The organism is Streptomyces rubrogriseus, assembly GCF_027947575.1.
GTDB classification, from domain to species: Bacteria; Actinomycetota; Actinomycetes; order Streptomycetales; family Streptomycetaceae; genus Streptomyces; species Streptomyces rubrogriseus.
Window position 1 is genome coordinate 1342662 of record NZ_CP116256.1, and the last position, 25056, is coordinate 1367717.

The 25056-nt window shown below is 73.1% G+C and carries 21 protein-coding genes, 2 tRNA genes and 1 pseudogene; 21 read left to right on the top strand and 3 right to left on the bottom strand.

From position 1 onward, the window contains the following. The first annotated feature begins 51 nt into the window (after positions 1-51). From Sru02f_RS05835 to Sru02f_RS05845, 3 genes are all read left to right on the top strand, one after another. Positions 52-1338 (top strand): glutamate-5-semialdehyde dehydrogenase, encoded by a 1287-nt coding sequence (locus tag Sru02f_RS05835; protein WP_109032948.1) that lies wholly within the window; start codon positions 52-54, stop codon positions 1336-1338. A gap of 122 nt (positions 1339-1460) precedes the next feature. Then, positions 1461-2030, top strand: a complete 570-nt coding sequence (locus Sru02f_RS05840) for an SCO2584 family spore wall biosynthesis protein (RefSeq protein ID WP_164270298.1) — start codon at positions 1461-1463, stop codon at positions 2028-2030. Between the two features lie 86 nt (positions 2031-2116). Continuing rightward, a complete protein-coding gene (locus tag Sru02f_RS05845; protein WP_109032950.1) occupies positions 2117-3187 on the top strand; it encodes an SCO2583 family membrane protein in 1071 nt (356 codons plus the stop codon). A gap of 13 nt (positions 3188-3200) precedes the next feature. On the opposite strand, the gene Sru02f_RS05850 is transcribed toward Sru02f_RS05845, so the two are convergent. Beyond that, a complete protein-coding gene (locus Sru02f_RS05850; RefSeq protein ID WP_109032951.1) occupies positions 3201-4391 on the bottom strand; it encodes a M48 family metallopeptidase in 1191 nt (396 codons plus the stop codon). Positions 4392-4532: 141 nt separating this feature from the next. On the opposite strand from Sru02f_RS05850, the gene Sru02f_RS05855 reads away from it, so the two are divergent. From Sru02f_RS05855 to Sru02f_RS05895, 9 genes are all read left to right on the top strand, one after another. After that, complete coding sequence (locus Sru02f_RS05855) at positions 4533-4694, top strand: hypothetical protein (protein ID WP_174855129.1); 162 nt, start codon at positions 4533-4535, stop codon at positions 4692-4694. A gap of 97 nt (positions 4695-4791) precedes the next feature. After that, entirely contained in the window at positions 4792-4959 is a 168-nt protein-coding gene (locus Sru02f_RS05860) for a hypothetical protein (protein ID WP_003976223.1), read from the top strand. A gap of 59 nt (positions 4960-5018) precedes the next feature. Beyond that, complete coding sequence (nadD, locus tag Sru02f_RS05865) at positions 5019-5735, top strand: nicotinate-nucleotide adenylyltransferase (RefSeq protein ID WP_109032953.1); 717 nt, start codon at positions 5019-5021, stop codon at positions 5733-5735. Between the two features lie 16 nt (positions 5736-5751). Continuing rightward, positions 5752-7545 (top strand): polydiglycosylphosphate transferase PdtA, encoded by a 1794-nt coding sequence (gene pdtA / locus Sru02f_RS05870; protein ID WP_109032954.1) that lies wholly within the window; start codon positions 5752-5754, stop codon positions 7543-7545. Positions 7546-7639: 94 nt separating this feature from the next. Further along, positions 7640-8086 carry a ribosome silencing factor gene (gene rsfS / locus Sru02f_RS05875; RefSeq protein ID WP_109032955.1) on the top strand — a complete coding sequence of 149 codons (447 nt, stop codon included), beginning with the start codon at positions 7640-7642 and terminating at the stop codon, positions 8084-8086. Continuing rightward, the gene (locus Sru02f_RS05880) at positions 8083-8754 is read left to right on the top strand and encodes a histidine phosphatase family protein (RefSeq protein WP_109032956.1); all 672 of its coding nucleotides are present in this window, start codon (positions 8083-8085) and stop codon (positions 8752-8754) included. Before rsfS ends, Sru02f_RS05880 begins: the two co-directional genes overlap by 4 nt. A gap of 108 nt (positions 8755-8862) precedes the next feature. Next, positions 8863-8935, top strand: a tRNA-Ala gene (locus Sru02f_RS05885). Between the two features lie 378 nt (positions 8936-9313). Continuing rightward, positions 9314-9547 carry a hypothetical protein gene (locus tag Sru02f_RS05890; RefSeq protein ID WP_030779348.1) on the top strand — a complete coding sequence of 78 codons (234 nt, stop codon included), beginning with the start codon at positions 9314-9316 and terminating at the stop codon, positions 9545-9547. A gap of 130 nt (positions 9548-9677) precedes the next feature. Next, a tRNA-Ala gene (locus Sru02f_RS05895) sits at positions 9678-9750 on the top strand. Positions 9751-9805: 55 nt separating this feature from the next. Here Sru02f_RS05895 and Sru02f_RS05900 read toward each other — a convergent pair. Then, positions 9806-11416 carry an NADH-quinone oxidoreductase subunit NuoF family protein gene (locus Sru02f_RS05900; protein ID WP_164270301.1) on the bottom strand — a complete coding sequence of 537 codons (1611 nt, stop codon included), beginning with the start codon at positions 11414-11416 and terminating at the stop codon, positions 9806-9808. After that, positions 11413-12696, bottom strand: coding sequence for a ferric reductase-like transmembrane domain-containing protein (locus Sru02f_RS05905; RefSeq protein ID WP_109032957.1), 1284 nt, complete (start codon positions 12694-12696; stop codon positions 11413-11415). Before Sru02f_RS05905 ends, Sru02f_RS05900 begins: the two co-directional genes overlap by 4 nt. Before the next feature lie 536 nt (positions 12697-13232). Between Sru02f_RS05905 and leuS the strand changes: the two genes are divergently transcribed. The 9 genes and pseudogenes from leuS (at position 13233) to holA (ending at position 24996) form a co-directional block, all read left to right on the top strand. After that, positions 13233-16133 (top strand): leucine--tRNA ligase, encoded by a 2901-nt coding sequence (gene leuS, locus Sru02f_RS05910; RefSeq protein WP_109032958.1) that lies wholly within the window; start codon positions 13233-13235, stop codon positions 16131-16133. A gap of 170 nt (positions 16134-16303) precedes the next feature. After that, on the top strand, positions 16304-17080 hold the full coding sequence (locus Sru02f_RS05915) for a hypothetical protein (protein WP_109032959.1): 777 nt from the start codon (positions 16304-16306) through the stop codon (positions 17078-17080). A 91-nt stretch (positions 17081-17171) separates the two neighbouring features. Then, positions 17172-18017, top strand: a complete 846-nt coding sequence (locus tag Sru02f_RS05920) for a DegV family protein (protein ID WP_109032960.1) — start codon at positions 17172-17174, stop codon at positions 18015-18017. A gap of 154 nt (positions 18018-18171) precedes the next feature. Continuing rightward, entirely contained in the window at positions 18172-19200 is a 1029-nt protein-coding gene (locus Sru02f_RS05925; protein ID WP_109032961.1) for a ComEA family DNA-binding protein, read from the top strand. Then, a pseudogene (locus Sru02f_RS05930) lies at positions 19197-21763 on the top strand (ComEC/Rec2 family competence protein). The gene Sru02f_RS05925 and the pseudogene Sru02f_RS05930 overlap by 4 nt, the downstream one beginning before the upstream one ends. Before the next feature lie 4 nt (positions 21764-21767). Beyond that, positions 21768-22625 (top strand): arylamine N-acetyltransferase family protein, encoded by an 858-nt coding sequence (locus tag Sru02f_RS05935; protein WP_109032963.1) that lies wholly within the window; start codon positions 21768-21770, stop codon positions 22623-22625. A 170-nt stretch (positions 22626-22795) separates the two neighbouring features. Continuing rightward, a complete protein-coding gene (locus tag Sru02f_RS05940; protein WP_109032964.1) occupies positions 22796-23677 on the top strand; it encodes a YceI family protein in 882 nt (293 codons plus the stop codon). 25 nt (positions 23678-23702) lie between these two features. Beyond that, the gene (locus Sru02f_RS05945; RefSeq protein WP_164276875.1) at positions 23703-23948 is read left to right on the top strand and encodes a hypothetical protein; all 246 of its coding nucleotides are present in this window, start codon (positions 23703-23705) and stop codon (positions 23946-23948) included. 58 nt (positions 23949-24006) lie between these two features. Next, positions 24007-24996 (top strand): DNA polymerase III subunit delta, encoded by a 990-nt coding sequence (gene holA, locus Sru02f_RS05950; RefSeq protein ID WP_218030719.1) that lies wholly within the window; start codon positions 24007-24009, stop codon positions 24994-24996. Positions 24997-25056: the final 60 nt, after the last annotated feature.

The following is a 25056-nucleotide window of genomic DNA, read 5'->3' on the forward strand; positions in this document are numbered from 1 at the left end:
GGGATGGGACGGCAGGGGGCCGCCCGGAGCGCGCGCACTACCCTTCCCCCCATGACCACGCTCTCGCCGTACGACTCGATGTCACCCGTCACCCGGGCCGCCTACCGGGCCAAGTCCGCCGCGGCCGACCTCGCGCCGCTGCCGCGGGCGGCCAAGGACGACGCGCTGCTCGCCGTCGCGGACGCGCTGGAGGTCCGTACGAGCGAGATCGTCGAGGCCAACGCCCAGGACGTGGCCAAGGCCCGCGCCGCCGGGACCAGCGAGGCCATCGTCGACCGGCTCACCCTGACCCCGGAGCGGGTCCGCGCCATCGCCTCCGACGTGCGCGACGTGGTCGCGCTGCCCGATCCGGTCGGCGAGATCGTGCGCGGCTCCACCCTCCCCAACGGCATCGACCTGCGCCAGGTCCGGGTGCCGCTCGGCGTGGTCGGCATCATCTACGAGGGCCGGCCGAACGTGACGGTCGACGCCGCCGCCCTGTGCCTGAAGTCCGGCAACGCGGTGCTGCTGCGCGGCTCGTCCTCGGCCTACCAGTCGAACACCGCCCTGGTCCGGGTGGTCCGGGACGCCGTGGGCGGGGCCGGGCTGCCCGCCGACGCCGTGCAGCTGGTGCCCGGCGAGAGCCGGGAGAGCGTGCGCGAGCTGATGCGGGCCCGCGGCCTGGTCGACGTGCTCATCCCGCGCGGCGGCGCCTCGCTGATCAGCACGGTCGTCCAGGAGTCCACCGTCCCCGTCATCGAGACCGGCACCGGCAACTGCCACGTCTACGTCGACGCGCACGCCGACCTCGACATGGCCGTCGACATCCTGATCAACTCCAAGGCCCAGCGCGTCGGCGTCTGCAACGCCGCCGAGACCCTCCTGGTGCACCAGGACGTCGCCGCCGAGTTCCTGCCCCGCGCGCTGGCCGCGCTCGCGGAGGCCGGGGTCACCGTGCACGCCGACGACCGGGTGATGGCCCACGCCAAGGACTCCGGCGCGAACGTCGTCGAGGCGACCCCCGAGGACTGGGAGACCGAGTACCTGTCGTACGACATCGCCGCGGCCGTGGTCGACTCCCTGGACAAGGCCGTCGAGCACATCCGGCTGTGGACCTCCGGCCACACCGAGGCCATCGTGACCACCTCGCAGCAGGCCGCCCGGCGCTTCACCCAGCTGGTCGACTCCACCACTGTCGCCGTCAACGCCTCCACCCGCTTCACCGACGGCGGGCAGTTCGGCTTCGGCGCCGAGATCGGCATCTCCACGCAGAAGCTGCACGCCCGGGGCCCCATGGGGCTGCCGGAGCTGACCAGCACGAAGTACATCGTCACCGGCGACGGGCACGTGCGGCGCTGACGGCGGGTGCGGCCGCGGGCGCCCCGGGGAGGGCCGCGGCCGCACCGATCGGGGCATCTCACCCACCGGATGAATTTCCCCGCCGTCTGCCCAAAACGACCTCCCAGGTCTACTCTGGAGCCGTGCCGGAGGACGTGGGGGGCACGCCGTTCCCGGACGGCAGGGAGCCCGACGACGACCACGACCGCGGGGTGTCGGACGAAGAGTTCGCCTCCGTGGTCTTCGACGAGGCCTTCGTACGGGCGGCCGCGGTGCACGAGCCGACCGCCGTCGAGCGCCTCCTGGCCGCCGCGCAGGCCAGAGCCGAGGCCACCGAGGCGGAGGCCGCCCGCCGGGGCCGCAGCAGAGCCGATCGCTACGACGACGGGTACGGCGATTTCGGCCATGATCCCGACCTCGACGACCCGGACGACGACCGCGACCTCCTCGACCGCCCCTACGGCGCTCCCGCGGCCTACGGCAAGCAGGTCCGCTGGCACCGCCCCGTCGCCTGGCTGCTCGCCCTCGCGATGGGCATCGGCATGGTCGCACTGGCCTTCGTGGCCGTCTACCGGGGCGCGTCCTCGGGCGGCGGCCCGCAGCAGGTGCCGCCCCCCGCCTCCACCGGCCCGGAGCAGGGCGGCACCGCGACCCCCTCGGCCTCCGCCGACTACTCCCAGCCGGCCGTCTCGGTGATCCCGCGCAGCCCCTGAGCTGCCCCCCGGGGCGTCGGCAAGCTGTCCCAACTTGACCTGTGGCGGCGCGTTTACGCGACCTTCCGCGGACCCACTCTGAAGGTATGGCAGGGCTTGGCGGTCCGCCCGGAGGAACGCCCGAGGGCGGCCCCGGAGGCGGAGAGGACGAGTACCGATCCGTCGTCTTCGACGAGTCGTTCGTGCGCGCTGCCCGGCTCCAGGAGTTCTCCGCCCAGGAGCGCATCACCGACCACGCGCCCGCCGTACGCCGCCGCCCGCCCCTGCGCCGGGCCGGACTGTCCCGGCAGGCGCTGATCCTCGTCCTGCTGATAGCGGTGGCCTTCGGCACCGCCATCTACATGGGCGTACGGCACCCCTACCAGGGCTCCGCCGGGCAGCGGGCCGCCGAGCCGGTGCGGATGACCGTCGTCCCGCTCGCCCCGCGGGAGAGGGTGCCCGGCGCCGACGACGCCGCGTTCCTGTTCGCGCACAGCCCCGCCGCGCACTTCAGGACCGCGGCCCAGGGCATCCCGCTGCCGGGCGCCGAGCGCACGGCGCACTTCTCCGAGGACCAGGTGTTCAACGCGCTCACCACCGCCAAGAACTACATCGTCCGCTCGGCGCTCGACCCGGAGGTGCTCGGCGGCGAGGAGGTGCGTTCGGTGCGGGTGCTGCTGGACCCGGACCAGCTCCACCAGTTCGACGAGAGCTTCGAGAAACCCGCCTCCGACGGCCGGCACACTCCCACGGGGTGGCTGGTCCGCTTCGACCCGGCCCGGGCCGAGCTGGCCGACCCCGAGATCCGGGTGGACGGGAGCCTGCGGGCCGTGGAGAGCGACGCGTCCACCCTGGAGGTCACCGCCGACCACACCATGGTGTACGCGCTGCGAGCCGCCGACGACGCCCGGGGCGAGGTGTCGCTGTTCACCCTCCGGCGCGAGCTGCACTTCCGCTTCGACCGGGACGACCTGCGGCTGCACCAGACCCGGCTCGTCGCCTCCTACGTCCAGGCCGGGCCGCTCTCCTGCGCCGAGGACGCGGCGAACCACCTCCGCCCGCTGCTGGCCGGCCAGGAGGCCGGGGCCGGCGTCCCGGCCGGCACCGACCCGTACACCTCGGACCACGCCACGGCGCTGTGCGGCAGCCTCGCGGAGAACGCCCGGCCGAAGGTGTGAGCGCGGGACGCGGTCAGACGCCGTCGCGCGGCGAGCCGTCCCGGGGAGACTCCGGACCGTCGCCGCCGGGCCCCTCGGACCCCTCGGACCCGTCGGACCCCTCGGGTCGGCCGGAACCTCCCGGCCCCTGCGCCGGCCCGCCGTCGTCCTTGGGCGGCCTCGGCTGGGAGCCCGTGAAGCCGCCGAAGCCCCGCCGCATCCGGTCACCGAGGTCACCGGCGCCGCCCGCGATGTCGTTGACCAGCTTCATCAGCGGGTCCTTGGAGCTGCGCACATGCGTGGCGTAGTGGGACGCCGACTCCCGGAAGGAGTCCCGCACCGAGGTGTCCTTGTCCTCGTCGCGGCGCGGGTAGTGGCCGTCCATGATCCGCTGGTAGTCCCGGGAGGCCGCCCACTTCTTCAGCTCGGCGGCCCGCACGGTGGTGAAGGGGTGCGAGCGGGGCAGCACGTTCAGGATCTTCAGCACCGAGTCGCGCAGGTCGCCGCCCGCCTCGTACTCCTCGGCCTGCTCCAGGAACGCGTCCACGTTCATCTCGTGCAGGTGGTTGCCGCCCGCGATCTTCATCAGGCCCCGCATGGAGGCCTGGAGGTCCTGGCCCACCAGCAGTCCCGCGCGGTCGGCGGACAGCTCCGACTTGCGGAACCACTCGCGCAGCGCGGTCACGATCGCCATGATCGCCACGTTGCCCAGCGGGATCCAGGCGACCCGGACGGCGAGGGAGGTCAGGAAGAGCAGGATCGTCCGGTAGACCGCGTGCCCGGACAGGGCGTGCCCGACCTCGTGCCCGACGACCGCCCGCATCTCCTCCTCGTCGAGCAGCTCGACCAGGCCCGTGGTGACGACGATGATCGGCTCGTCCAGGCCGATGCACATCGCGTTCGGCACCGGGTCCTGGTTGACGTACATCGGGGGGACCTTCTCCAGGTCCAGGATGTAGCAGGCGTCGCGCAGCATGACGTTCAGATGGGCGAACTGCCGGTCCGAGACGCGCACCGAGTCGGACAGGAACAGCAGCCTGAGGCTCCGCTCGGGCAGCAGGCCGCTCAGCGCCTTGAAGACCGTGTCGAAACCGCTCAGCTTGCGCAGCGCCACCAGCGCGCTGCGGTCGGCCGGATGCTCGTACGCCCGTGAGGAGATCCCGGGGAAGCGCCTGCGCTGCCTGCTCGGCACGTGCTCGTGCCCGTTGTGGTGGCCGTCGGACATCTCTTCCCCCATGCGCGTATGTGTGACCTGGACGTACGTATGGTCTTTGCGAACCCTTGTGCGGCCCTTTGCGCCCCCCGAGCCGGGCCCAGCCTAGGCGGAGATACCGTGGACGGGCAGTACGTCGAAGGAGTCCACGCCATGCAGCACATCCCCCACACCGACTGGCTCGCCGGGGCCGCGACCGCCGCCGAGCAGCAGGGGCCGGGGAGTCTGCTCCGGATCGTCCTGATCGTCATGGTGGTGGGCTGTGTGCTGACCGCGTGGTTCCTGCTGCGGGGGTACAAGCAGAAGGACGACTGAGGAGACCCGAAGGTTCCCCGGTCGCCCCGGTGCTCGCCCGCCCGCATACGATGAGCGGACGTCTTGTCCCGCCCACACCGGATAGGTCCTGCCGAAGATGAGCCTTCCCCTCAGCGCCGCCCAGTTCGTCACCCTCGCCGCCGAGGGCGGCGAGGAGCACGGCGGCAACCACGAGAGCCTCAGCCCCTACGTCACCGGCATCGGCGCGTTCGTCATCCTGCTGCTCCTGCTGTGGATCACCACCCGGTTCAACCGCGACCGCTGAGCCCGCGGCTCCGTGGGCGCGACCGGGTCACTCCGGGCGGGCCGGTAGGGTCTGCTCGCATGGGAGAGCACGACACGCCTACCGGCCCGGCGCACGCGCCGGCGCGCGGCACGCAGAACGCGGTGCCCGCCCGCGCCACCGGTCCGGTCCAGGGCCCGGTGAACGGTCCGGCCGACGGGCCGTCGGCCGGCAAGCGACGCCTGGGCGTCATGGGCGGCACCTTCGACCCGATCCACCACGGCCACCTCGTGGCCGCCAGCGAGGTCGCCGCGCAGTTCCGGCTCGACGAGGTGGTGTTCGTGCCGACCGGGCAGCCGTGGCAGAAGAGCCACCGTGCGGTCTCCGCGGCCGAGGACCGCTATCTGATGACGGTCGTCGCGACCGTCGAGAACCCGCAGTTCTCCGTCAGCCGCATCGACATCGACCGCGGCGGCCCCACCTACACCGTCGACACCCTGCGCGACCTGCGCGCCCTCAACCCGGACGCGGACCTGTTCTTCATCACCGGGGCCGACGCCCTCGCCCAGATCCTCACCTGGCGCGACAGCGAGGAACTCTTCTCCCTCGCCCACTTCATCGGCGTCACCCGGCCGGGACACACCCTCACGGACGCCGGGCTCCCCAAGGGCGGCGTCTCGCTCGTCGAGGTCCCCGCCCTCGCCATCTCCTCCACGGACTGCCGTGCGAGAGTCGCCAAGGGCGATCCCGTCTGGTACCTGGTGCCCGACGGAGTCGTGCGCTATATCGACAAACGCCACCTGTACCGCGGCGAGTGAGCCGAGAGGGGCACCGGTGAACGACGGATACGACGCGGGACACGGCGACGACCAGTACGAACTCGTCGGCTACGACGAGTACGGCCGCCCCGTGTACCGCCAGGCCCAAGGACAGGCGCAGGCCCAGGGACAGGGCCACGCCCAGCCCGGCCACCAGCAGCAGTACGACCCGTACGCGCAGCAGCAGGGGCAGCAGGGGCAGCAGGGGCAGCCGTACGGGCAGTCCGGGCAGCCCTACGGACAGCAGGGACAGCAGTACGGGCAGCAGCAGTACGGACAGCAGGGCTACGGCTACGACCCGTACGCCACCGGCAGTCAGCAGCCCGTCCAGCAGCCCTACGACCCCTACGGCTCCCAGGGCGGCTACGACACCGGCCGGCAGCCCGCGCAGCCGCCGTACGACCCGTACGGCCGGGCCGCCACCAGTGGCCCGCAGCCCCGGGTCGCCGAGCAGACCGCCCACATCCCGCAGCAGGCGGGCCCGCCCGAGGAGCGGGAGCGCACGGACCCCGCCGAGGCGGCCGAACCCGGCGGGGACTACCGCACCGAGCAGTTCGCCTTCGTCGAGGAGCCGGCCGGCGACTCCGAGGACGTCATCGACTGGATGAAGTTCACGGAGAACCGCACCGAGCGCCGCGAGGAGGCCCGCAGGCGCGCCCGCTCGCGCATCGTCGCCCTGGTCGTCGTGCTGGCGCTGGTCGCGGTCGGCGGCGTCGGCTACCTCTGGTACGCGGGGAAGCTGCCCGGGCTGTCCTCCTCCGACGACAAGACCGGCGGTACCACGACGGCCGGCGCCCAGAAGCGCGACGTGATCGCCGTCCACCTGCACGACACCAAGGGCGGCGGCACCTCCACCGCGCTGCTCGTGAACAACACCACCACCAAGCAGGGCACCGCCGTGTTGGTGCCCAACGCGCTCGCCCTGACCGGCGACGACGGCAGCACCACCACGCTCGCCAAGTCCGTCGGCGACGAGGGCCCCGACGCGACCCGCACCGCCCTCGACTCCGCCCTCGGCACCGACATCGAGGGCACCTGGCGGCTGGACACGCCCTACCTCCAGATCCTCGTCGACCTGGTCGGCAACATCGACGTCGACACCGACGCCGACGTCCCCGACCCGGAGTCCAAGGACAAGGGCGCAGCACCTCTCGTGCACAAGGGCGAGGGCCAGACCCTCAGCGGCAAGATGGCCGTCGCCTACGCCACCTACAGCGCCAAGGGCGAGGAGGCGAACGCCCAGCTCCAGCGGTTCGGGCAGGTCATGCAGGGCGTCCTGCGCAAGCTGTCCTCCGATCCGCAGGCCGCCACGACCACCGTCCAGACCCTGGGCATGATCCTCGACCCGCCGCTGACCGAGAAGGACCTCGGCACCTTCCTCGCCGGGCTCTCCGACCGTGCCAAGGGCGGCGACTTCAAGACCGCGCTGCTGCCCGTCCAGGACGGCGGCGGGCTCAGCGCCGAGGCCGGCGACAGCGTCGTCAAGGACGTCCTCGGCGGCACCGCCAAGAGCCCCGACAAGGACGCCGCCGTCAGCGTCTCGGTCCGCAACGCCACCGGCGTCGAGGACCGCACCGGCAAGGCCCGCGTCGTCCTCCTCAACGGCGGCTTCACCTTCGTGTCGGGCGGCACCGCCTCCGGCACCGAGGCCACCTCACAGGTCGTCTACGCGGAGGCCGCCGACAAGGAGAACGCCGTCCAGGTCGCCAAGACCCTGGGCCTGCCCACCGGCTCCGTCACCCAGGGGAAGGTCTCCGCGAACGCGCGGGTCTCGGTGGTGCTCGGGCAGGACTACAAGCCGGCGTCGTAGGGGGCGGAGCGCGGCGGACGGTTTTCCGCGTGGGCCCGTGTCGGCGGTCGTGAGACCCTTGAGGTCAACCGACCGCCGACCCGAAAGCCAGGCAGTGACCGCGACCGACCGCTCCATCGAACTCATCAACGCCGCCGCCCAGGCGGCGGCCGACAAGCTCGCGCACGACATCATCGCCTACGACGTCAGCGACGTGCTGTCGATCACGGACGCCTTCCTGCTGGCGTCCGCGCCCAACGACCGCCAGGTCAAGTCGATCGTCGACGAGATCGAGGAGCGGCTGAACAAGGATCTGGGCGCCAAGCCGGTGCGCCGCGAGGGCGACCGCGAGGCCCGCTGGGTCCTGCTCGACTACGTCGACATCGTCGTCCACGTCCAGCACAGCGAGGAGCGCGTCTTCTACGCCCTGGAGCGGCTGTGGAAGGACTGCCCCGAGCTGGAGCTGCCCGCCGACGCCAAGGAGACCCGCGGCAAGGCGGAGGAGCACGCGAAGCTCCAGGCCGCCGAGGAGGCGACGCCCACCGACGAGGACTGGCGGTGAGCGCCACCGGCGAGGTGACGGCGGGCAGGCCGGGCCGCGGCCGCCGCGTCATCCTGTGGCGTCACGGCCAGACCGCGTGGAACGTGGAGCGCCGCTTCCAGGGCAGCACGGACGTCGCGCTGACCGAGACCGGCGTGAACCAGGCCCGCCGCGCGGCCGGACTGCTCCTGCACCTGAGGCCCGACGCGATCGTCGCCTCCGACCTCGCGCGCGCCGCGGACACGGCCGCCGAGCTGTCCGTGCTCACCGGCCTCGAGGTGACCCTGGAGGAGGGCCTGCGGGAGACCTACGCGGGCGTCTGGCAGGGGCTGACCCACGAGGAGATCATCGCCCGGCACGGCGACGAGTACGCGGCCTGGAAGCGCGGCGAGCCCGTGCGCCGCGGCGGCGGCGAGCTGGAGACCGAGGTCGCCGACCGCGCCGCCCCCGTAGTGCTGCGGCACGCCGAGAAGCTCCCCGAGGACGGCACCCTCGTCGTGGTCAGCCACGGCGGCACGATCCGTACCACCATCGGCCGCCTGCTCGGCCTGGAACCGCACAGCTGGGAGAGCCTCGGCGGCCTGACCAACTGCTGCTGGTCCGTGCTGGGCGAGGGCGCTCGCGGCTGGCGCCTGCTGGAGCACAACGCCGGCACGCTGCCGGAACCGGTGATCGGCGACGACGTCTGAACCGCGATTTCACTTTCCGGCAGGTCGCAGGCTAAAGTTCTTCTTGTTCGCCCCGCCGAGCGGAGCGGACGAGGAGCAGGACCATGCGGCTCGGGTCGCGTGGCACCAGGGGCTATAGCTCAGTTGGTAGAGCGCCTGCATGGCATGCAGGAGGTCAGGAGTTCAATTCTCCTTAGCTCCACAACCCACGGACGAATCCCGTCCCCTTCGGGGGGCGGGATTTTTCGTCTCCGCCCGCTTGAGCAACATGCGCCCCACGGGCGTATACGTCGGTGGGACTCCGTGTCCGGACCGGTACTGATGCGTCGCTGACCGGGTCGGTCCGGCCGTGGCAGAATCAAACGGCCGGAAGGGGACCGCAGCCCGACGGGAGGGAGTGGCGATGCCTGGGAGCATCCTCGAGGAGGTCGGTCACCTCCTCGGCGGAGCGATGGCAAGGAACACGGTCACCCGCCTCAGCTGTCCTTCCTGCGGTTCCGGGCATGTGGCCCAAGTCCTCGGCGACAACGGCGGAATCTCTTACGTGTGCACGGCCTGCGGCCACAGCTGGAGCTGATCGATGGGTGCACACAGGCGGAAGTGCGACTGGTGCGGCGGCGGCACGCCCATCGTGCGCGACATGGAGCCGGTCAACCCGGACTACCAGTACTGGTGCGAGGAATGCGCGCGGGCGCTGATCATAAAAGGCGACCCCATCGAGACGTACCGCGAACTCGAGGGCGAGCCGATCTACGGCCGGCTCCTCGAGGAGCACTGCACGCTCAAACGCTTCTACTCGTTCGTGACGGCGTGACGGCTGGCGGCGGCGGTGTGACGAGCCCGCAAGAGGGCAAAGCGGGCAAAGCGGAAACGATTTGGTGTTGTGCCCGGTCGACCGTGTAATGTTGGCGTCGCCGCCGGGGAGACCGGGCGGCGGACAACAAGGGGCTATAGCTCAGTTGGTAGAGCGCCTGCATGGCATGCAGGAGGTCAGGAGTTCAATTCTCCTTAGCTCCACAGTTCGACGAAACCCCCCGGATCATTGATCCGGGGGGTTTCGTCGTTCGCGGCGTCAGCGGCCGAGCGCCCGCCGGCCCCGGCCCTGGGACAGCACCGGAAGGTTGGTGCGCGAGGCCGGCGCCTGCCCGCGGGTGTCCTCCTCGATCCGCAGCGCCAGCGCCGGGCAGCGGCGCACCGCCCGCACCGCCTTGGCCTCCGCGAACCGCGGCACCTCGGCCTGCGCGACGGTCGGGAAGCCGTCGGCGCCGAGCTGGAAGACCTCCGGCAGGATGTCCGCGCACAGCCCGTGCCCTCGGCACAGCGTCCAGTCGACGAAGATCTTCTGGCGGCTCGGGCCGTTCTCCTCCCCGCCGCCGGGGACGCCGGTCGGGGCCCTGCCCCCCTCGAAGAGCGGCAGGACGCCCTCCACGGGCCGACCGCAGCCGTTGCCGAGGACATGGGCGGCCAGGTCGTCCGTGAACGCCTTGACGGTCGACTCCAGGAACATCGCCGAGCCGTCCGGGTGCGAGCAGGCACCGCGCCGCTTCACGTTCTTCGCGACCTGCTTGACCGCCTCCAGGGCGGCCGGACCGCCGCCGTTCAGGATGTCCTCCAGCCCCCGTGCGGCGGCCGGCAGGCCCAGGTAGCAGGGGCCGCACTGGCCGGCGCTCTCCTCGGCCAGCCACTGCGCCACCCGCAGCGACTCGCCCAGCGGGCAGGTGTCCTGACCGATCGGCAGGATCGCGCCCGCGCCGAGCGAGCCGCCCACCTGCTGCAAGGAGTTGCGGGAGACGATCGCCTCGTCGACGGTCGCCGCGTCGATCCACTTGCCGTGGTAGCCGCCGGTCAGCACGCCCTGCGGCACCGGCGGAGCGCCGGCCAGCTGGAGGACGTAGCGCAGCGGCACGCCCGTCGGGACCTCGATCACCATCGGGCGGGCCACCGCGCCGGAGACCGTGAGCATCACGGTGCCCGGCTCGTCGTACAGGCCGGTGTTGCCGTAGCGCTCCGGGCCGATGCGGGCGGCGATCGCCAGCTGGGCGAAGGTCTCGGCGTTGGACAGCAGGGTCGGTGCGCCGCCGACGCCGCTCCTGGAGGCGCTCACCTTGCGGCCGGGCGGGATCGCCGGGCCGCCGTCGATGGAGCGGATCAGCGAGGCCGCCGCGCCGGTGACCATGCGCACCGGATTGCGCTGCACGCGCGCGCGGAGCGCGGACCGGCGGCCGTTGCTCAGGCCGCGCTCGGCCAGGGCGGCCTCCATGGAGCGCTGTGTGGACTCGCGGGTGACCCCGATGACGAGGGTGCGGGCGCCCATCGCCTCGGCGCACAGCAGCGCGCCGTCCAGGATCAGGTGCGGGGCACGGTTGATCAGCACCGTGTCCTTGCGGCAGGCCGGTTCGTCCTCGCTGCCGTTGACGACCACGACCGGCCGTACGCCGCGCTTGATCGCCGCCTCGGCGACCGAGCGCAGCTTCTTGTGGAAGGGGAAACCCGCGCCGCCGCGGCCCTTCAGGTTGATGCGTTCGGAGAGCTGCGCGAGCTGCTCCCCGCCCATCGGTTCGAGCGGGCCGTGCACCTTGAGGTGCATCGGGAGATCGAGCCGCTCGACAAGGTCGAAGCCCGACGTGAGCTGGGGAAGCCCGACCACGCGGACCTCCGGGACGTCGGGCAGGGCCTCGTTCAATTCAAGCCTCCGGAAGGCGTGTTCCAAGGTTCACCGGAACCCGGTGCGTCGAAGTCGTGGGACGGCGACGGCGCACCGGGGGTTGATTCAGGGGCGGGACCGCTGTTGTACGTGTCGCTGGGGTAGTACGTGTCGTATACCGCGTTCGTCTCACGGGTGTCGTACACGTCACTCGAGCCGTAGCCCGGGGCGGGGGGCGCGGAGTACTGCGCGGAGTAGGCCGCGGAGTGGTCCGCCGCCTCCGAGGTGCCGTAGACCGGGATGGTGTGTCCGGTGTCGTTGAGCGGGTCGTAGGCCGACGGGGGTGCCTCGCCGACCGGGGGCGGCGACGGTATGGGCCAGCTGCCCGAGGTGCTGCCGCCGCCGTCCACGACCGGCATCGCCTCGGTGGGCCGCAGGTCGGACGGCAGCCGGGCGGCGGCCGGGTCGGCCGTCAGCGGCGGCCGGCCCGCGCCGGAGGAGCCGGACACGGCACGGTAGGCCGCCGCGAAGCCGCTCGGGGGCTCCGGCGCGGTGAGGCGCTCCGCGGGTTCGTACAGCGGGGCGGACGGGGACGCGCCGCGTGACCGGGACCGCCCGGCGCCCTCGTAGCCGGGCAGGGCGGCGGCCCTCGGCCGGCTCTCCGCCGCCTCCTCGTCCTCCTCGCGAACGGGCCGCTCCCCGGTCCCGAGGAGACCGGCGATCCGGTCGGCGACCTTGCGCTTGACCGGGCGGGGCGCCGCGCGCAGCGCCAGGGCCGCCATGACGCCGACCACGGACAGGGCGTACAGGACCACGAAGACCGGCTTCGCGGCGCGACCCGCGTAGAGCCCGTGCAGCAGGGCCAGGCACCACGCCGGATAGGCCAGCATGTGCATGGCCCGCCAGCGGGCCGCCACCGGGGCCGGGGAGGCGAAGCGGTTGCGCAGGGCTCCGGTGACCCCCACGAAGATCATGAGCATGCTGGCCAGGGTGCCGAAGCCGATGAGGACGGCCCGGCCGCCGAACGCCTCGTCCTCCGTGGCCAGGAGCCCGAACGGGAGGACCGCGGCGACCCAGGTGGTGTGGTCCAGGACCAGCTTGACCACGATGTGCACCAGCAGGAAGACGACCGAGGCGACCGCGGTGGTCCGGTGCACCGCCTGGGCCAGGATCCGCTGCCGGGTGTCGAGGACGATCCGGTCCTGGGCGAGCAGACCCCAGATCACCGAGCAGCTGAGGAAGACGAGGGAGAGGACGCCGGCGCCGAAGTTCAGGAACTGGGCGAAGGTGTCGTCCACCGTGCTGTCGTTCGTCACCACGACAGGCCTCCCCACGTCAGGGACGTGAGGGGAGGCGGCGCACTGGTGTCGCGAGGGTGGATCGGGGGAGGGTTCATGGGGGCAACTCCGGAGCGGTTCGGGAAAGCGGTCCCGCTGCCGCACTCTAAGTGGCGCCATACCCGTGGGTAGGGGGTTTGAGTTATTGCGTTGTTATCAAATGACAGCGCGCTCGTGCTGGTGTCCCTTAGTGGTCGTTACGCGAAGTAACCTTTGACCTTGGTTCAGGTTCGCCTCCGTTTTCCGGATGCCGGGCCCCGGATTCCGGTCGGCCGCGCACGGCGCGGAAGCCCGTCGCGGCCCCCTCGGCGACTGCGGTACCCTGACGCCATGCGTGCCGTACGCCTTCTGCTTAGCGAGCCGCGCTGATCAGTCCCGACCCCGGTCGTAGTCCGGTGGCCGGAATCGGCGCGGCGTCCCCTCCTGTGCGAGGGGATTTTTCATTTCCCGGCCTTCGCAGCCGCTGGTCATGAAGGTCGCAGCCGCTGGCAGAGACGATCGATGGAGCTTTGAGGATCATGAGCGAGACGAACCCCGCGGCGACCGCCCCTGTGTCGGCGGATGCCGCGCCGCACCGCTACACGGCTGCCATGGCCGCCGAGATCGAGGCACGCTGGCAGGACTTCTGGGACGCCGAGGGGACGTACGCCGCGCCGAACCCCAAGGGTGACCTGGCGGGCGACCCGGAGCTGGTCGCCAAGCCCAAGAAGTTCATCATGGACATGTTCCCGTACCCCTCGGGTGCGGGCCTGCACGTCGGCCACCCCCTGGGGTACATCGCCACCGACGTCTTCGCCCGCTTCCAGCGGATGACCGGCCACAACGTCCTGCACACCCTGGGCTTCGACGCCTTCGGCCTGCCCGCCGAGCAGTACGCGGTGCAGACCGGCACGCACCCGCGCGTGTCCACCGAAGCCAACATGAAGAACATGCAGAGCCAGCTGCGCCGGCTGGGTCTGGGCCACGACAAGCGCCGGTCGTTCGCCACGATCGACCCCGAGTACTACAAGTGGACCCAGTGGATCTTCCTGCAGATCTTCAACTCCTGGTACGACGACGAGGCGAAGAAGGCCCGTCCGATCGCCGAGCTGGTCGCGCAGTTCGAGTCCGGTGAACGGGAGGTCCCGGGCCACGCCGGCCGGGCGTGGAGCAGCCTGGGCGAGGCCGAGCGCGCCGACGTGCTGGGCGAGTTCCGCCTGGCCTACGCCTCCGACGCGCCGGTCAACTGGTGCCCCGGACTGGGCACCGTGCTGGCCAACGAGGAGGTCACCGCCGACGGCCGCTCCGAGCGCGGCAACTTCCCCGTCTTCAAGTCCAAGCTGCGCCAGTGGAACATGCGCATCACCGCCTACGCCGACCGGCTGCTGGACGACCTGGACGAGCTGGACTGGCCCGAGGCGATCAAGCTGCAGCAGCGCAACTGGATCGGCCGCTCCGAGGGCGCCCGCGTCGACTTCCCCGTGGACGGCGAGCGCATCACGGTCTTCACCACCCGCCCCGACACCCTGTTCGGCGCGACCTACATGGTGCTGGCGCCCGAGCACCCGCTGGTCGAGAAGTTCACCCCGGCCGTCTGGCCCGAAGGCACCCGCGACGCGTGGACCGGCGGCCACGCCACCCCGACCGAGGCCGTCGCCGCGTACCGCGCGCAGGCCGCCTCCAAGTCCGACGTCGAGCGGCAGGCCGAGGCCAAGGACAAGACCGGCGTCTTCATCGGCGCGTACGCCACCAACCCGGTCAACGGCGAGCAGGTCCCGGTCTTCGTCGCCGACTACGTGCTGATGGGCTACGGCACCGGCGCCATCATGGCCGTCCCGGCGCACGACTCCCGCGACTTCGAGTTCGCGCGGGCCTTCGAGCTGCCCGTCAGGTGCGTCGTCGAGCCGACGGACGGCCGCGGCACCGACACGTCGACGTGGGACGAGGCCTTCGCCTCCTACGACGCGAAGATCGTGAACTCCTCCGGTACGGACGTCTCCCTGGACGGTCTGGGCGTCGTCGAGGCCAAGGAGCGCGTCACCGAGTGGCTGGAGCGCGCCGGAGCCGGTGCGGGCACCGTCAACTTCCGCCTGCGCGACTGGCTGTTCAGCCGCCAGCGCTACTGGGGCGAGCCCTTCCCGATCGTCTACGACGAGGACGGCATCGCCCACTCCCTGCCCGCCTCGATGCTGCCGCTGGAGCTGCCCGAGGTCGAGGACTACTCCCCGCGCACCTTCGACCCGGACGACGCCGACACCAAGCCCGAGACCCCGCTGTCCCGCAACGAGGACTGGGTCAACGTCACCCTGGACCTGGGCGACGGCCGCGGCCCGCGCAAGTACCGCCGCGAGACCAACACCATGCCCAACTGGGCCGGCTCCTGCTGGTACGAGCTGCGCTACCTGGACCCGCACAACGGCGAGCGGCTGGTCGACCCCGAGATCGAGCAGTACTGGATGGGCCCGCGCGAGGGGCTGCCGCACGGCGGCGTCGACCTGTACGTCGGCGGCGCCGAGCACGCCGTGCTGCACCTGCTGTACGCGCGCTTCTGGTCCAAGGTGCTGTTCGACCTGGGGCACGTCTCCTCGGCCGAGCCGTTCCACAAGCTGTTCAACCAGGGCATGATCCAGGCCTACGTCTACCGCGACAGCCGCGGCATCGCGGTGCCCGCCGCCGAGGTCGAGGAGCGCGACGGCGCCTACTACTACCAGGGCGAGAAGGTCTCCCGGCTGCTGGGCAAGATGGGCAAGTCCCTGAAGAACGCGGTCACCCCCGACGAGATCTGCGCCGAGTACGGCGCCGACACGCTGCGCCTGTACGAGATGGCGATGGGCCCGCTGGACGTGTCCCGGCCGTGGGACACCCGCGCGGTGGTCGGCCAGTTCCGGCTGCTGCAGCGGCTGTGGCGCAACGTCGTCGACGAGGACACCGGCGAACTGTCCGTGGCGGACGTCGCGGAGAGCGACATCGACGCCGACACCCTGCGCGCCCTGCACAAGGCCGTCGACGGCGTGCGGCAGGACCTGGAGGGCATGCGGTTCAACACCGCCATCGCCAAGGTCACCGAGCTGAACAACCACCTGACCAAGGCCGGGGGCCCGGTCCCGCGGTCGGTCGCCGAGCGCCTGGTGCTGCTGGTCGCGCCGCTGGCCCCGCACGTCGCCGAGGAGCTGTGGCGCAAGCTGGGGCACGAGTCCTCCGTCGTCCACGAGGACTTCCCGGTCGCCGACCCCGCATACGTCGTCGACGAGACCGTGACCTGCGTCGTCCAGATCAAGGGCAAGGTCAAGGCACGGCTGGAGGTCGCCCCCTCCATCTCCGAGGACGACCTGGAGAAGGCCGCGCTGGCCGACGAGAAGGTCGTGGCCGCGCTGGGCGGGGCCGGGATCCGCAAGGTGATCGTGCGGGCACCGAAGCTGGTGAACATCGTCCCGGCGTAGGCGGTGCACAGGGGGCGGCCCGGCCGCCCCCTACGGGTCCGGTGCGGGCAGGTTCGGGGTTCTTGCGGAACCCTGGGCCTGCCCGTTGCGTTTACCGTGGAAGAGCGGCACGACGGGTGCCGCGCCGTGGCCGGCCGGCCCGCGGGCCGGACGCTCGGAGGAGGAGCCCAGTGGAAGCAGCGCTCACCGTCTTCGCCCTGCTCTTCCTGCTCGCCGTAGTGCTGGGTGTCTACGCCACGGTGAAGGCCGTCGGCGCCGCCAAGCGCAGCGTGGACCGCGGCATCTCCCAGGCGCGCCGCACCGTGGAGGACCACACTCTGCGGGCCAGGTCCCTGGTGCAGGTGGGCCCGGCGGCCGAGCTGGCACAGCTGCGGCTGACGCTGCGCACCTCCATGCGGGCCACGCAGGACGCGCTGCACGCGCGCGTGGCCGAGGACGAGTCCCTCAAGGAGTCCCTCGCCCTCTTCGAGCGGCTCAGCGCCCACGGCTTCGAGCTGGACGGCGAGCTGCGGCGGCTGGAGTCCGAGCCGGACCGCGCCACCCTCGCCGAGCGCCTGCCCGGACTGCGCGAGCGCACCGAGCGCATCACGCGGTCGGCCGACGCCCTGCGTTGGGCGGCCCGCGACCGTGCCCGCCACTTCGCGGACGACGACCTGGACTCGCTGAGCGCGCAGATCGACGTGGAGGCCGGTGCCCTGCGGCACTGGACGGAGACGAAGACGCAGGCGGAGGCGGCGGCCGGGACCGGTCCGGGGGAGACGCCGCCCGCGCCGCCGTCCTGGCCCGAGGCCCCGCCCGCCGACGCCGCGTCCGCCCGGCAGACCTGGCCGGACTCCCCGGCGCGGGAGCCGGCGGAGGGAAACCCGGCCCGGCCCGCCATCACCCCGCCGGCCGCGAGCCCCGTCTACCCGTGGCAGAAGAAGGCCCGCCCGGAGAGTACGACCTGACCGACCCCGCCGAACCGGTCGCGGCCCTGTGAACGCCCGGTCGCCGGGGCCGGACTGCCGCACGGGCACTACGCCAGGTAACCTCCAGCTCATGTCCCGCCATGTCGCTATCGTCACGGATTCAACGGCCTACCTCCCGGCCCGGGCGATGGAGCGGCACGGCATCACCGCGGTACCCCTGACCGTCGTCCTGGGTGACCGGGCCCTGGAGGAGGGCACCGAGATCTCGACCCGTTCCCTGGCCCAGGCGCTGCAGAAACGGCGACCCGTCACCACCTCCCGCCCGAGCCCCGAGCTCTTCGCCGAGACCTACCGCAGGATCGCCGAGTCCGGCGCCGACGGCATCGTCTCCCTGCACCTGTCCGCAGAACTCTCCGGCACCCACGACGCGGCCGTCCTCGCGGCGCGCGAGGCGCCCGTCCCGGTCCGCGTCGTGGACACCGGGGTGATCGCGATGGCTCTGGGGTTCTGCGCGCTCGCCGCCGCGGACACGGCGGAGGCGGGCGGCACGGTGGACGAGGCCGTCACGGCCGCGGAGAAGCGGGCCGCGGGCACCTCCGCCTACTTCTACGTCGACACCCTCGACTATCTGCGCCGCGGCGGCCGGATCGGGGCGGCCCAGGCGCTGTTCGGCTCCGCCCTCGCCGTGAAACCCCTGCTCCAGCTGGAGGGGGGCCGCATCGAACCCCTGGAGAAGGTCCGGACGGCGTCCAAGGCCATCGCCCGGCTGGAGGAGATCGCCGCCGACCGGGCGGGCGGCGCGCCCGTCGACATCGCCGTGCACCATCTCGCCGCCCCGGACCGGGCGTCGGCCCTGGCGGACCGTCTGCGGGACCGGGTTCCCGGGTTGGCCGACCTGCACGTGAGCGAGGTCGGCGCGGTGATCGGCGCGCACACGGGGCCGGGGCTGCTGGGGGTCGTGGTCTCGTCGCGGTGAGCGGGTGCCGGGCCGTGTGGGGCGGGCGGGTGCGGGCGCTGCCTTGCTGCCGCCGCACCTCGTGAGGGGGACGGAGTTTTCCACAACCCGTGGGTAGTCCCCGGGAATCAAGCATGATCATCGCGGGTGTGCCGAAGTGCCCGATCCTCCTCGCATGGCTCTTCGATCACGCTCACGCACCGCGTCCGCGACCAGTGGCCCGGGCCGCCCCCCGGCCTCCGACGGCCGCCTCGCCCACCGCCGCGCACCCGGCTCCCGCACCCACGCCCGCCACCGCTCCCACGCCCGGCACGGCCGCCGGCACGCGGCGCCCGAGGAGTTGCGGCGGAGGGCGGAGACGCTGTTCGGGGAGCGCGCCGAGGGATACGACCTCGCGGGGCCCGAGAGGGCCCACGGGGAGACGGGGAAGGGGCCGCCGGTGCCCCGCCTCGACACTCCCACCGGCCCCGGGACGACCTGGCGGGAGCGGGCCGGGCAGGCACTGCGGGAGCGGATGCCGCTGTGGCTGCAGACCCGCTGCGGCCTGGAGCGGCGCAGTGTCGCGGCGCTCACGGTGCTGCTCGTCGTCGCGGCGGCCTTCGCGGTGCAGCACTTCTGGTCCGGCCGCACCCAGTCGGTGGCGGCACCCGAGGTGGTGCGGGAGGCGGCGGCATACGGAGCGGGGAAACCGGAGCCGACGGCCGAGGACCGCGACACGACCGGCGGGCCCGGACCCAAGGCGGCGGCCACGGCCACGGCCGGGCCCCAGATCGTGGTGGACGTCGGCGGCAAGGTCCGCGAACCCGGGGTCCACAGCCTCCCGGCCGGCTCACGCGTCGCGGACGCCCTGCGGGCCGCCGGAGGGGTGCGGCCCGGCACGAAGACCGACGGACTGAACCGCGCCCGCTTCCTGGTGGACGGCGAGCAGGTGATCGTCGGAGCACCCGCGCCCGTGCCCCGGCCGGGGGCGGGACCCGCCCCGGACGGGCCGACGGGTGCGGCGGGGCCCGCGGCGCCGGTGTCCCTCAACACCGCGACCACCGACCAGCTCGACACCCTCCCCGGCGTCGGCCCGGTCCTCGCCCAGCACATCATCGACTACCGCACCCAGCACGGCGGTTTCCGCTCGGTCGACGAACTGCGCGAGGTCAACGGCATCGGCGAGCGCCGCTTCGCCGACCTGCGGGATCTCGTGCGGCCATGAGCAGGCACGTGACCGGAGCGGACCGGCCGGACGGGCTCGCCGGTTCCGGCCGGCCCCCGGCCGGGCCCCCGCGCGCCGCCGTGCACGCCGCCTCCGGCCACCGGCTGGGCGCGGCGCACCCCGGCAGGAGGGCCCCGCCGACCTGCGCCTGGTCCCGCCCGCCCTCGCGGCCTGGGCGACGGCGGCGGTGGCGCTGGACGTGCCGGCCGGCTGGGCCGTGGGCGTGGTGACGGGCGCCCTGCTCCTGGCCGGGGCACTGCTGTCGGCGTCGCCGCGGGGACGGTCCCGCGCACCGGTCGCCGCCCTGCTCCTCTGCGTCGCCGCGTCCGCCGCCTCGGCCGCACTGCACGGCGCCGACCTGCGCCGCGGGCCCGTCCCCGAGGCGGCCCGGCACTACGCCACCGTCACCGCAGAGGTGGAGGTCACCGGCGACCCCCGCCTCACCCGGCCGCGCGTCCGGGGCGACCGTGCGGTGCCGCCCACGGTGCTCATCGAGGCCGAGGTGCGGCGGGTGAGCGGGGCGGCCGGGACGGCGGTGACGACCCGGACGCCGGTGCTCGTCCTCGTCGACGTCGGCGGGGGAGACGAGCGGTCCGCCACCCGGCCCGCGCCCGCCCGCTGGCTGACCCTGCTGCCCACCACACGGCTCCGCGTCACGGCACGGCTCTCGCCCCCGAGAGAGCGCGGCGACCGGATCGCCGCGGTGCTGCGGGTACGCGCCGGCCGACGGCCACCCGACGTGCTGGCGGAGCCGTCGGCGGCGCAGCGCCTGGCGGGACGGTTGCGCGAGGGCCTGCGCGAGGCGACCGAGGACCTGCCGACGGACGCGAGAGCGCTGCTGCCGGGCCTGGTCGTCGGCGACACCGCACGCGTCACACCGGAGCTGGAGGAGGCGTTCAAGGAGACCGACCTGACACACACCCTGGCCGTGTCGGGCGCCAACTTCACGATCGTGCTCGCACTGCTCCTCGGCCCACCGGGCCTGGCCCAGCGCAGTGAGCGCCGAGGACTGGCGCCCCGCCTCGGCCTGCCCCTGCGGACGACCGCGCTGCTCGGCGGGCTGCTCGCGTCGGCCTTCGTCGTCGTGTGCCGGCCCGACCCCAGCGTGCTGCGGGCGGCCGCCTGCGGGTCCGTCGCCCTGCTCGCCCTGGCCACCGGGCGCCGCAGATCACTCCTGCCGGCCCTGGCGACGGCGGTCCTGCTCCTGGTGCTCTACGACCCCTGGCTGGCCCGCAGTTACGGCTTCCTGCTCTCCGTGCTGGCCACGGGGGCGCTGCTCACGCTCGCTCCCCGGTGGAGCGCGGCGCTGCGCCGGCGCCGGGTCCCGCCCCGGCTGGCGGAGGCGCTGGCCGCCGCGGGTGCCGCGCAGGCCCTGTGCGCGCCGGTGGTCGCGGTGCTGTCGGCGCGGGTGAGCCTGGTGGGCGTGCCGTGCAACCTGCTGGCGGAGTTCGCGGTGGCACCGGCCACCGTGCTCGGCTTCGCGGCTCTGGCGACGGCGCCGGCGGCGATGCCCCTGGCCAAGGGCCTGGCCTGGTGCGGGGGCTGGCCGGCCGAGTGGATCGCGGCGATCGCCCGCACCGGGGCCGCGCTGCCCGGCGCGGGAGTGGACTGGCCGGGCAGCTGGGCCGGGGCGGCGCTGCTCGCCCTCGTCACGGTAGGCGTGCTGCCGGCAGGCCGGCGCTTGCTGCGGCACCCCTGGTGGTGCGGCGTCTGCGCGCTGCTCCTGATCCTCGTCGTAGTGCAACCGCCCCCGCTGGCCCGGCTGATCAAGGGGTGGCCCCCACCGGGGTGGCGGATGGTGATGTGCGACGTGGGCCAGGGGGACGCGCTGGTACTCGCGGCGGGCGAGGGGACGGGCGTGGTCGTGGACGCGGGCCCCGACCCCATCCTCGTCGACCACTGCCTGCGCGCCCTCGGCATCACCCGCGTGCCCCTCGTCCTGCTGACCCACTTCCACGCCGACCACGTGGCCGGGCTGCCCGGGGTGCTGCGGGGCCGCTCGGTGGGCGCGATCGAGACGACCGCCCTCGAAGAGCCCGCGGACCAGGCCGAGTTCGTCCGCCGCCAGGCGAGGGCCCGGGGCATCCCCGTGCGCCACGCGGCCACCGGCGAGCAGCGACGCTCCGGCCCGCTGTCCTGGCAGGTGGTCTGGCCCCCGCCGAGCCCGCCGACCAGCACCGCACCGGGCACGGAGGGCGGCCCCAACGACGCCAGCGTCACCCTCCTGGTCCGGACGGCGGGCATGCGCGTCCTCCTGCTCGGCGACCTGGAGCCCCCGGCCCAGCGGGAGCTGGCCCGCTCCCCGGCGGCAGCGGCGCTGAAAGGCGTCGACGTGCTGAAGGTCGCCCACCACGGCTCGGCCCACCAGGACTTCGGGTTCCTGCGCCGGGTCGCCCCGCGTCTGGCGCTCATCAGCTGCGGCGAGGACAACACCTACGGCCACCCGGCACCCGGCACCGTCGCGGCACTGCGCGCCCAGGGAGCGACGGTGCTGCGCACGGACCGGAGCGGGTCGGTGGCGGTCGCCGGGAGAGGGCAGGAGTTGCGGGTGGCGGGAGACTGAGGGCATGGATTCAGTTCAGGTCGATGCCTACCTCCGCCGGCTGGGAGCCGGGTACCCCGAGGAGCCCACCGCTGCATCACTGCGCGCGCTGCACCTGCGTCATCTGCGGACGGTGCCCTTCGAGAACCTCTCGGTCCATCTGGGCGAGGAGATCGTGCTGGAGGAGCAGCGGCTGTGGGACAAGGTCGTGGGCGGGGGAAGGGGCGGGTTCTGTTACGAGCTCAACGGGCTCTTCGGGGCGTTGCTCACGGCCCTCGGGTACGAGGTCACGCCGCTGGCGGCGCGGGTGTACGGCGACGGGGACCGGCTCGGGATCCCGTACGACCACATGGCTCTGCTGGTGCGGACGGCGGACGGGGGCGACTGGCTGGCGGACGTCGGATTCGGGGCGCACAGCCACGGTCCGCTGGCGTTCGCGGAGCGGGGCGGGCAGGTGGATCCCGGGGGGACGTTCCGGGTGGTCGAGGCGGGGTCGGACGCGGCGGGGGCACGGGGCGGACCCGGCGGCCCTGGCGAGGCCGGCCCGGCGGCCGACCTGGACGTCCTGCGGGACGGGAAGCGCGTGTACCGGGTGGAGGCGCGGCCCAGGGTGCTCGACGACTTCGTGTCCGGCGCCTGGTGGCACAGCACCTCCCCCCGGTCGCACTTCCTCCGGTCGCCGGTCTGCTCGCGGCTCACGGAGGACGGGGGCAGGATCACGCTCAGCGGTCGCCGGCTCACGACGACGGCCGCCGACGGTGGGCGGCAGGAGCGGGAGCTCGACACGGACGCCGACGTGCTCGCCGCCTACCGCGACCACTTCGCCATCCACCTCGACCACGTGCCGTCCGTGCCGTCCGTACCCCCTGTGTCCCGGCTGTGAGGAATCCCGCCCGTTGCGGTGAAACCGGAGCACACGTGTCCAGTCCTGCCCACTCCCAGCACATGCGACGGTTTCCCGCGATGTGGCCCCGTGTTGCCTCGAAAGCCACATCGGTGATCGAATGTTTCTCCGTCAACTAGTTTTCCGATGTCGTGCAGAGGGTGTCGCAAATGATCGGCCGCTTGCTGGGAAGCCGAACGAAGCGGATGCAACGGACGGGTCCCCTGGCGGCGGTGCACACCCCGCCGGACGCGGGAGTGCTGAGCTGCCGCGTCCTCGACCCCGTCAACGACCCGGTGACCCATGCGGAGTTCACGGTCAGCGACGCCATGGGGCGCAAGGTGGTCGGCGGCGGTACGGACCCCTTCGGGTCGTTCGTGGCGACGATGCCCGCGGGGGAGTACCGGCTGGCCGTGTCCGCCGAGGGCTACACCCCGTACCGGGCCTCCGTGACGGTCGTCGAGGACACGCTGGCCTCGCTCGGGGACGTGACGCTGCAGGTGGCCCAGCCGCCGGAGCTGCCCACGCCGGGTGACTGGGAGATCGAGCCGGCCCACTCCTCGATCGCCTTCACCGCGCGGCACATCGGGCTGGCCCGGATCCACGGCCGGTTCAACTCCTTCGCGGGCGCGGTGCGTATCGCCGACGACATGGAGCAGTCGGCGATGCACGTCGTGATCGACGCGGCCTCCATCGACACCAACGTGAAGATGCGCGACGACCACCTGCGGTCGGCCGACTTCCTGGACGTGCAGCGCTACCCGACCCTGGAGTTCTACAGCGACCGGTTCACGCACCGCGGCGGTAACCGCTGGGCCGTCACCGGGGCGCTGTCCCTGCACGGTGTGACGCGCACCGTCACCCTGGACACCGAGTACCTCGGACTCGGCAACGGCATGGAGGGCGAGACGCGGGCCGCCTGCCGCGCCACCACCGAGCTGCACCGCGACGACTTCACGGTGAGCTGGCAGACGATGCTGGCCCGCGGCATCGCCGTGGTGGGCCCCAGCATCCGCATCGACCTCGACGTGCAGACCGTGCCCAAGGGCTGACCGGAGCTGACCGACAATGGCTCCCGTGAGCGACGTGAGACATGTACTGGTGCTGCCCGACCGCGACGCCGCGGAGGAGGCCGCCCAGGAACTCGGGGAGCGGTTCGGGACGGACGAGGAACCGCGGATCCTGAGGGACGCCCTGGCCGGCGAGGACGACGCGGAGGACGCCCAGTGGCTCGTCGTCCTGCGGGACGAGCGGGGGCTGCTGGACCCCGGTGAACTGGACGCGTTCGCGGGGGAGTGGGAGGGCTGGCGCGAGGAGCCGTAGCCGCCGTCCGGCGGCGGCCCGTCCGGCGTTGTCAGTCGTGCGTGCGATGCTTGTCGCGATGGCCAGGAAGACTGCGAACGACGACCCTCTCGCCCCGGTGACCCTTGCCGTGGGCCAGGAGGACCTCCTGCTCGACCGTGCCGTGCAGGAGGTGGTGGCCGCCGCGAAGGCCGCCGACGCCGACACGGACGTACGCGACCTCACCCCCGACCAGTTGCAGCCGGGCACCCTGGACGAGCTGACCAGCCCCTCGCTCTTCGCCGAGCGCAAAGTCGTGGTCGTACGCAATGCGCAGGACCTGTCCGCCGACACGGTCAAGGACGTCAAGGCCTACCTCGGCGCCCCCGCCGAGGAGATCACCCTCGTCCTGCTGCACGCGGGCGGTGCCAAGGGCAAGGGCGTGCTCGACGCCGCCCGCAAGGCGGGGGCGCGCGAGGTGGCCTGCCCGAAGATGACCAAGCCCGCCGACCGGCTGGCCTTCGTGCGCGCGGAGTTCCGCACGGCCGGGCGGTCGGCCACGCCCGAGGCCTGCCAGGCGCTGGTCGACGCGATCGGCAGCGATCTGCGCGAGCTGGCCTCGGCGGTGTCCCAGCTGACCGCCGACGTCGAGGGGACCATCGACGAGGCGGTCGTCGGGCGGTACTACACCGGACGCGCGGAGGCCTCCAGCTTCACGGTCGCCGACCGGGCGGTCGAGGGACGTGCGGCGGAGGCCTTGGAGGCGCTGCGCTGGTCGCTGGCGACCGGAGTGGCGCCGGTGCTGATCACCAGCGCGCTCGCCCAGGGCGTGCGGGCCATCGGCAAGCTGTCCGCCGCCCGCGGCGGACGCCCCGCGGACCTCGCCCGTGAGCTGGGCATGCCGCCCTGGAAGATCGACCGCGTCCGGCAGCAGATGCGCGGCTGGACCCCGGACGGCGTCTCCGTCGCGCTGCGCGCGGTGGCCGAGGCCGACGCGGGGGTGAAGGGCGCCGGGGGGGACCCCGAGTACGCCCTGGAGAAGGCCGTGGTGACCATCGCGCGGGCGGCGCGTTCACGGGGCCGGACCTGACCTCAGGCCCCTGACCCGGGCAGGCCCCTGATCCGGGCAGGCCCCTGACCCGGGGCGGCA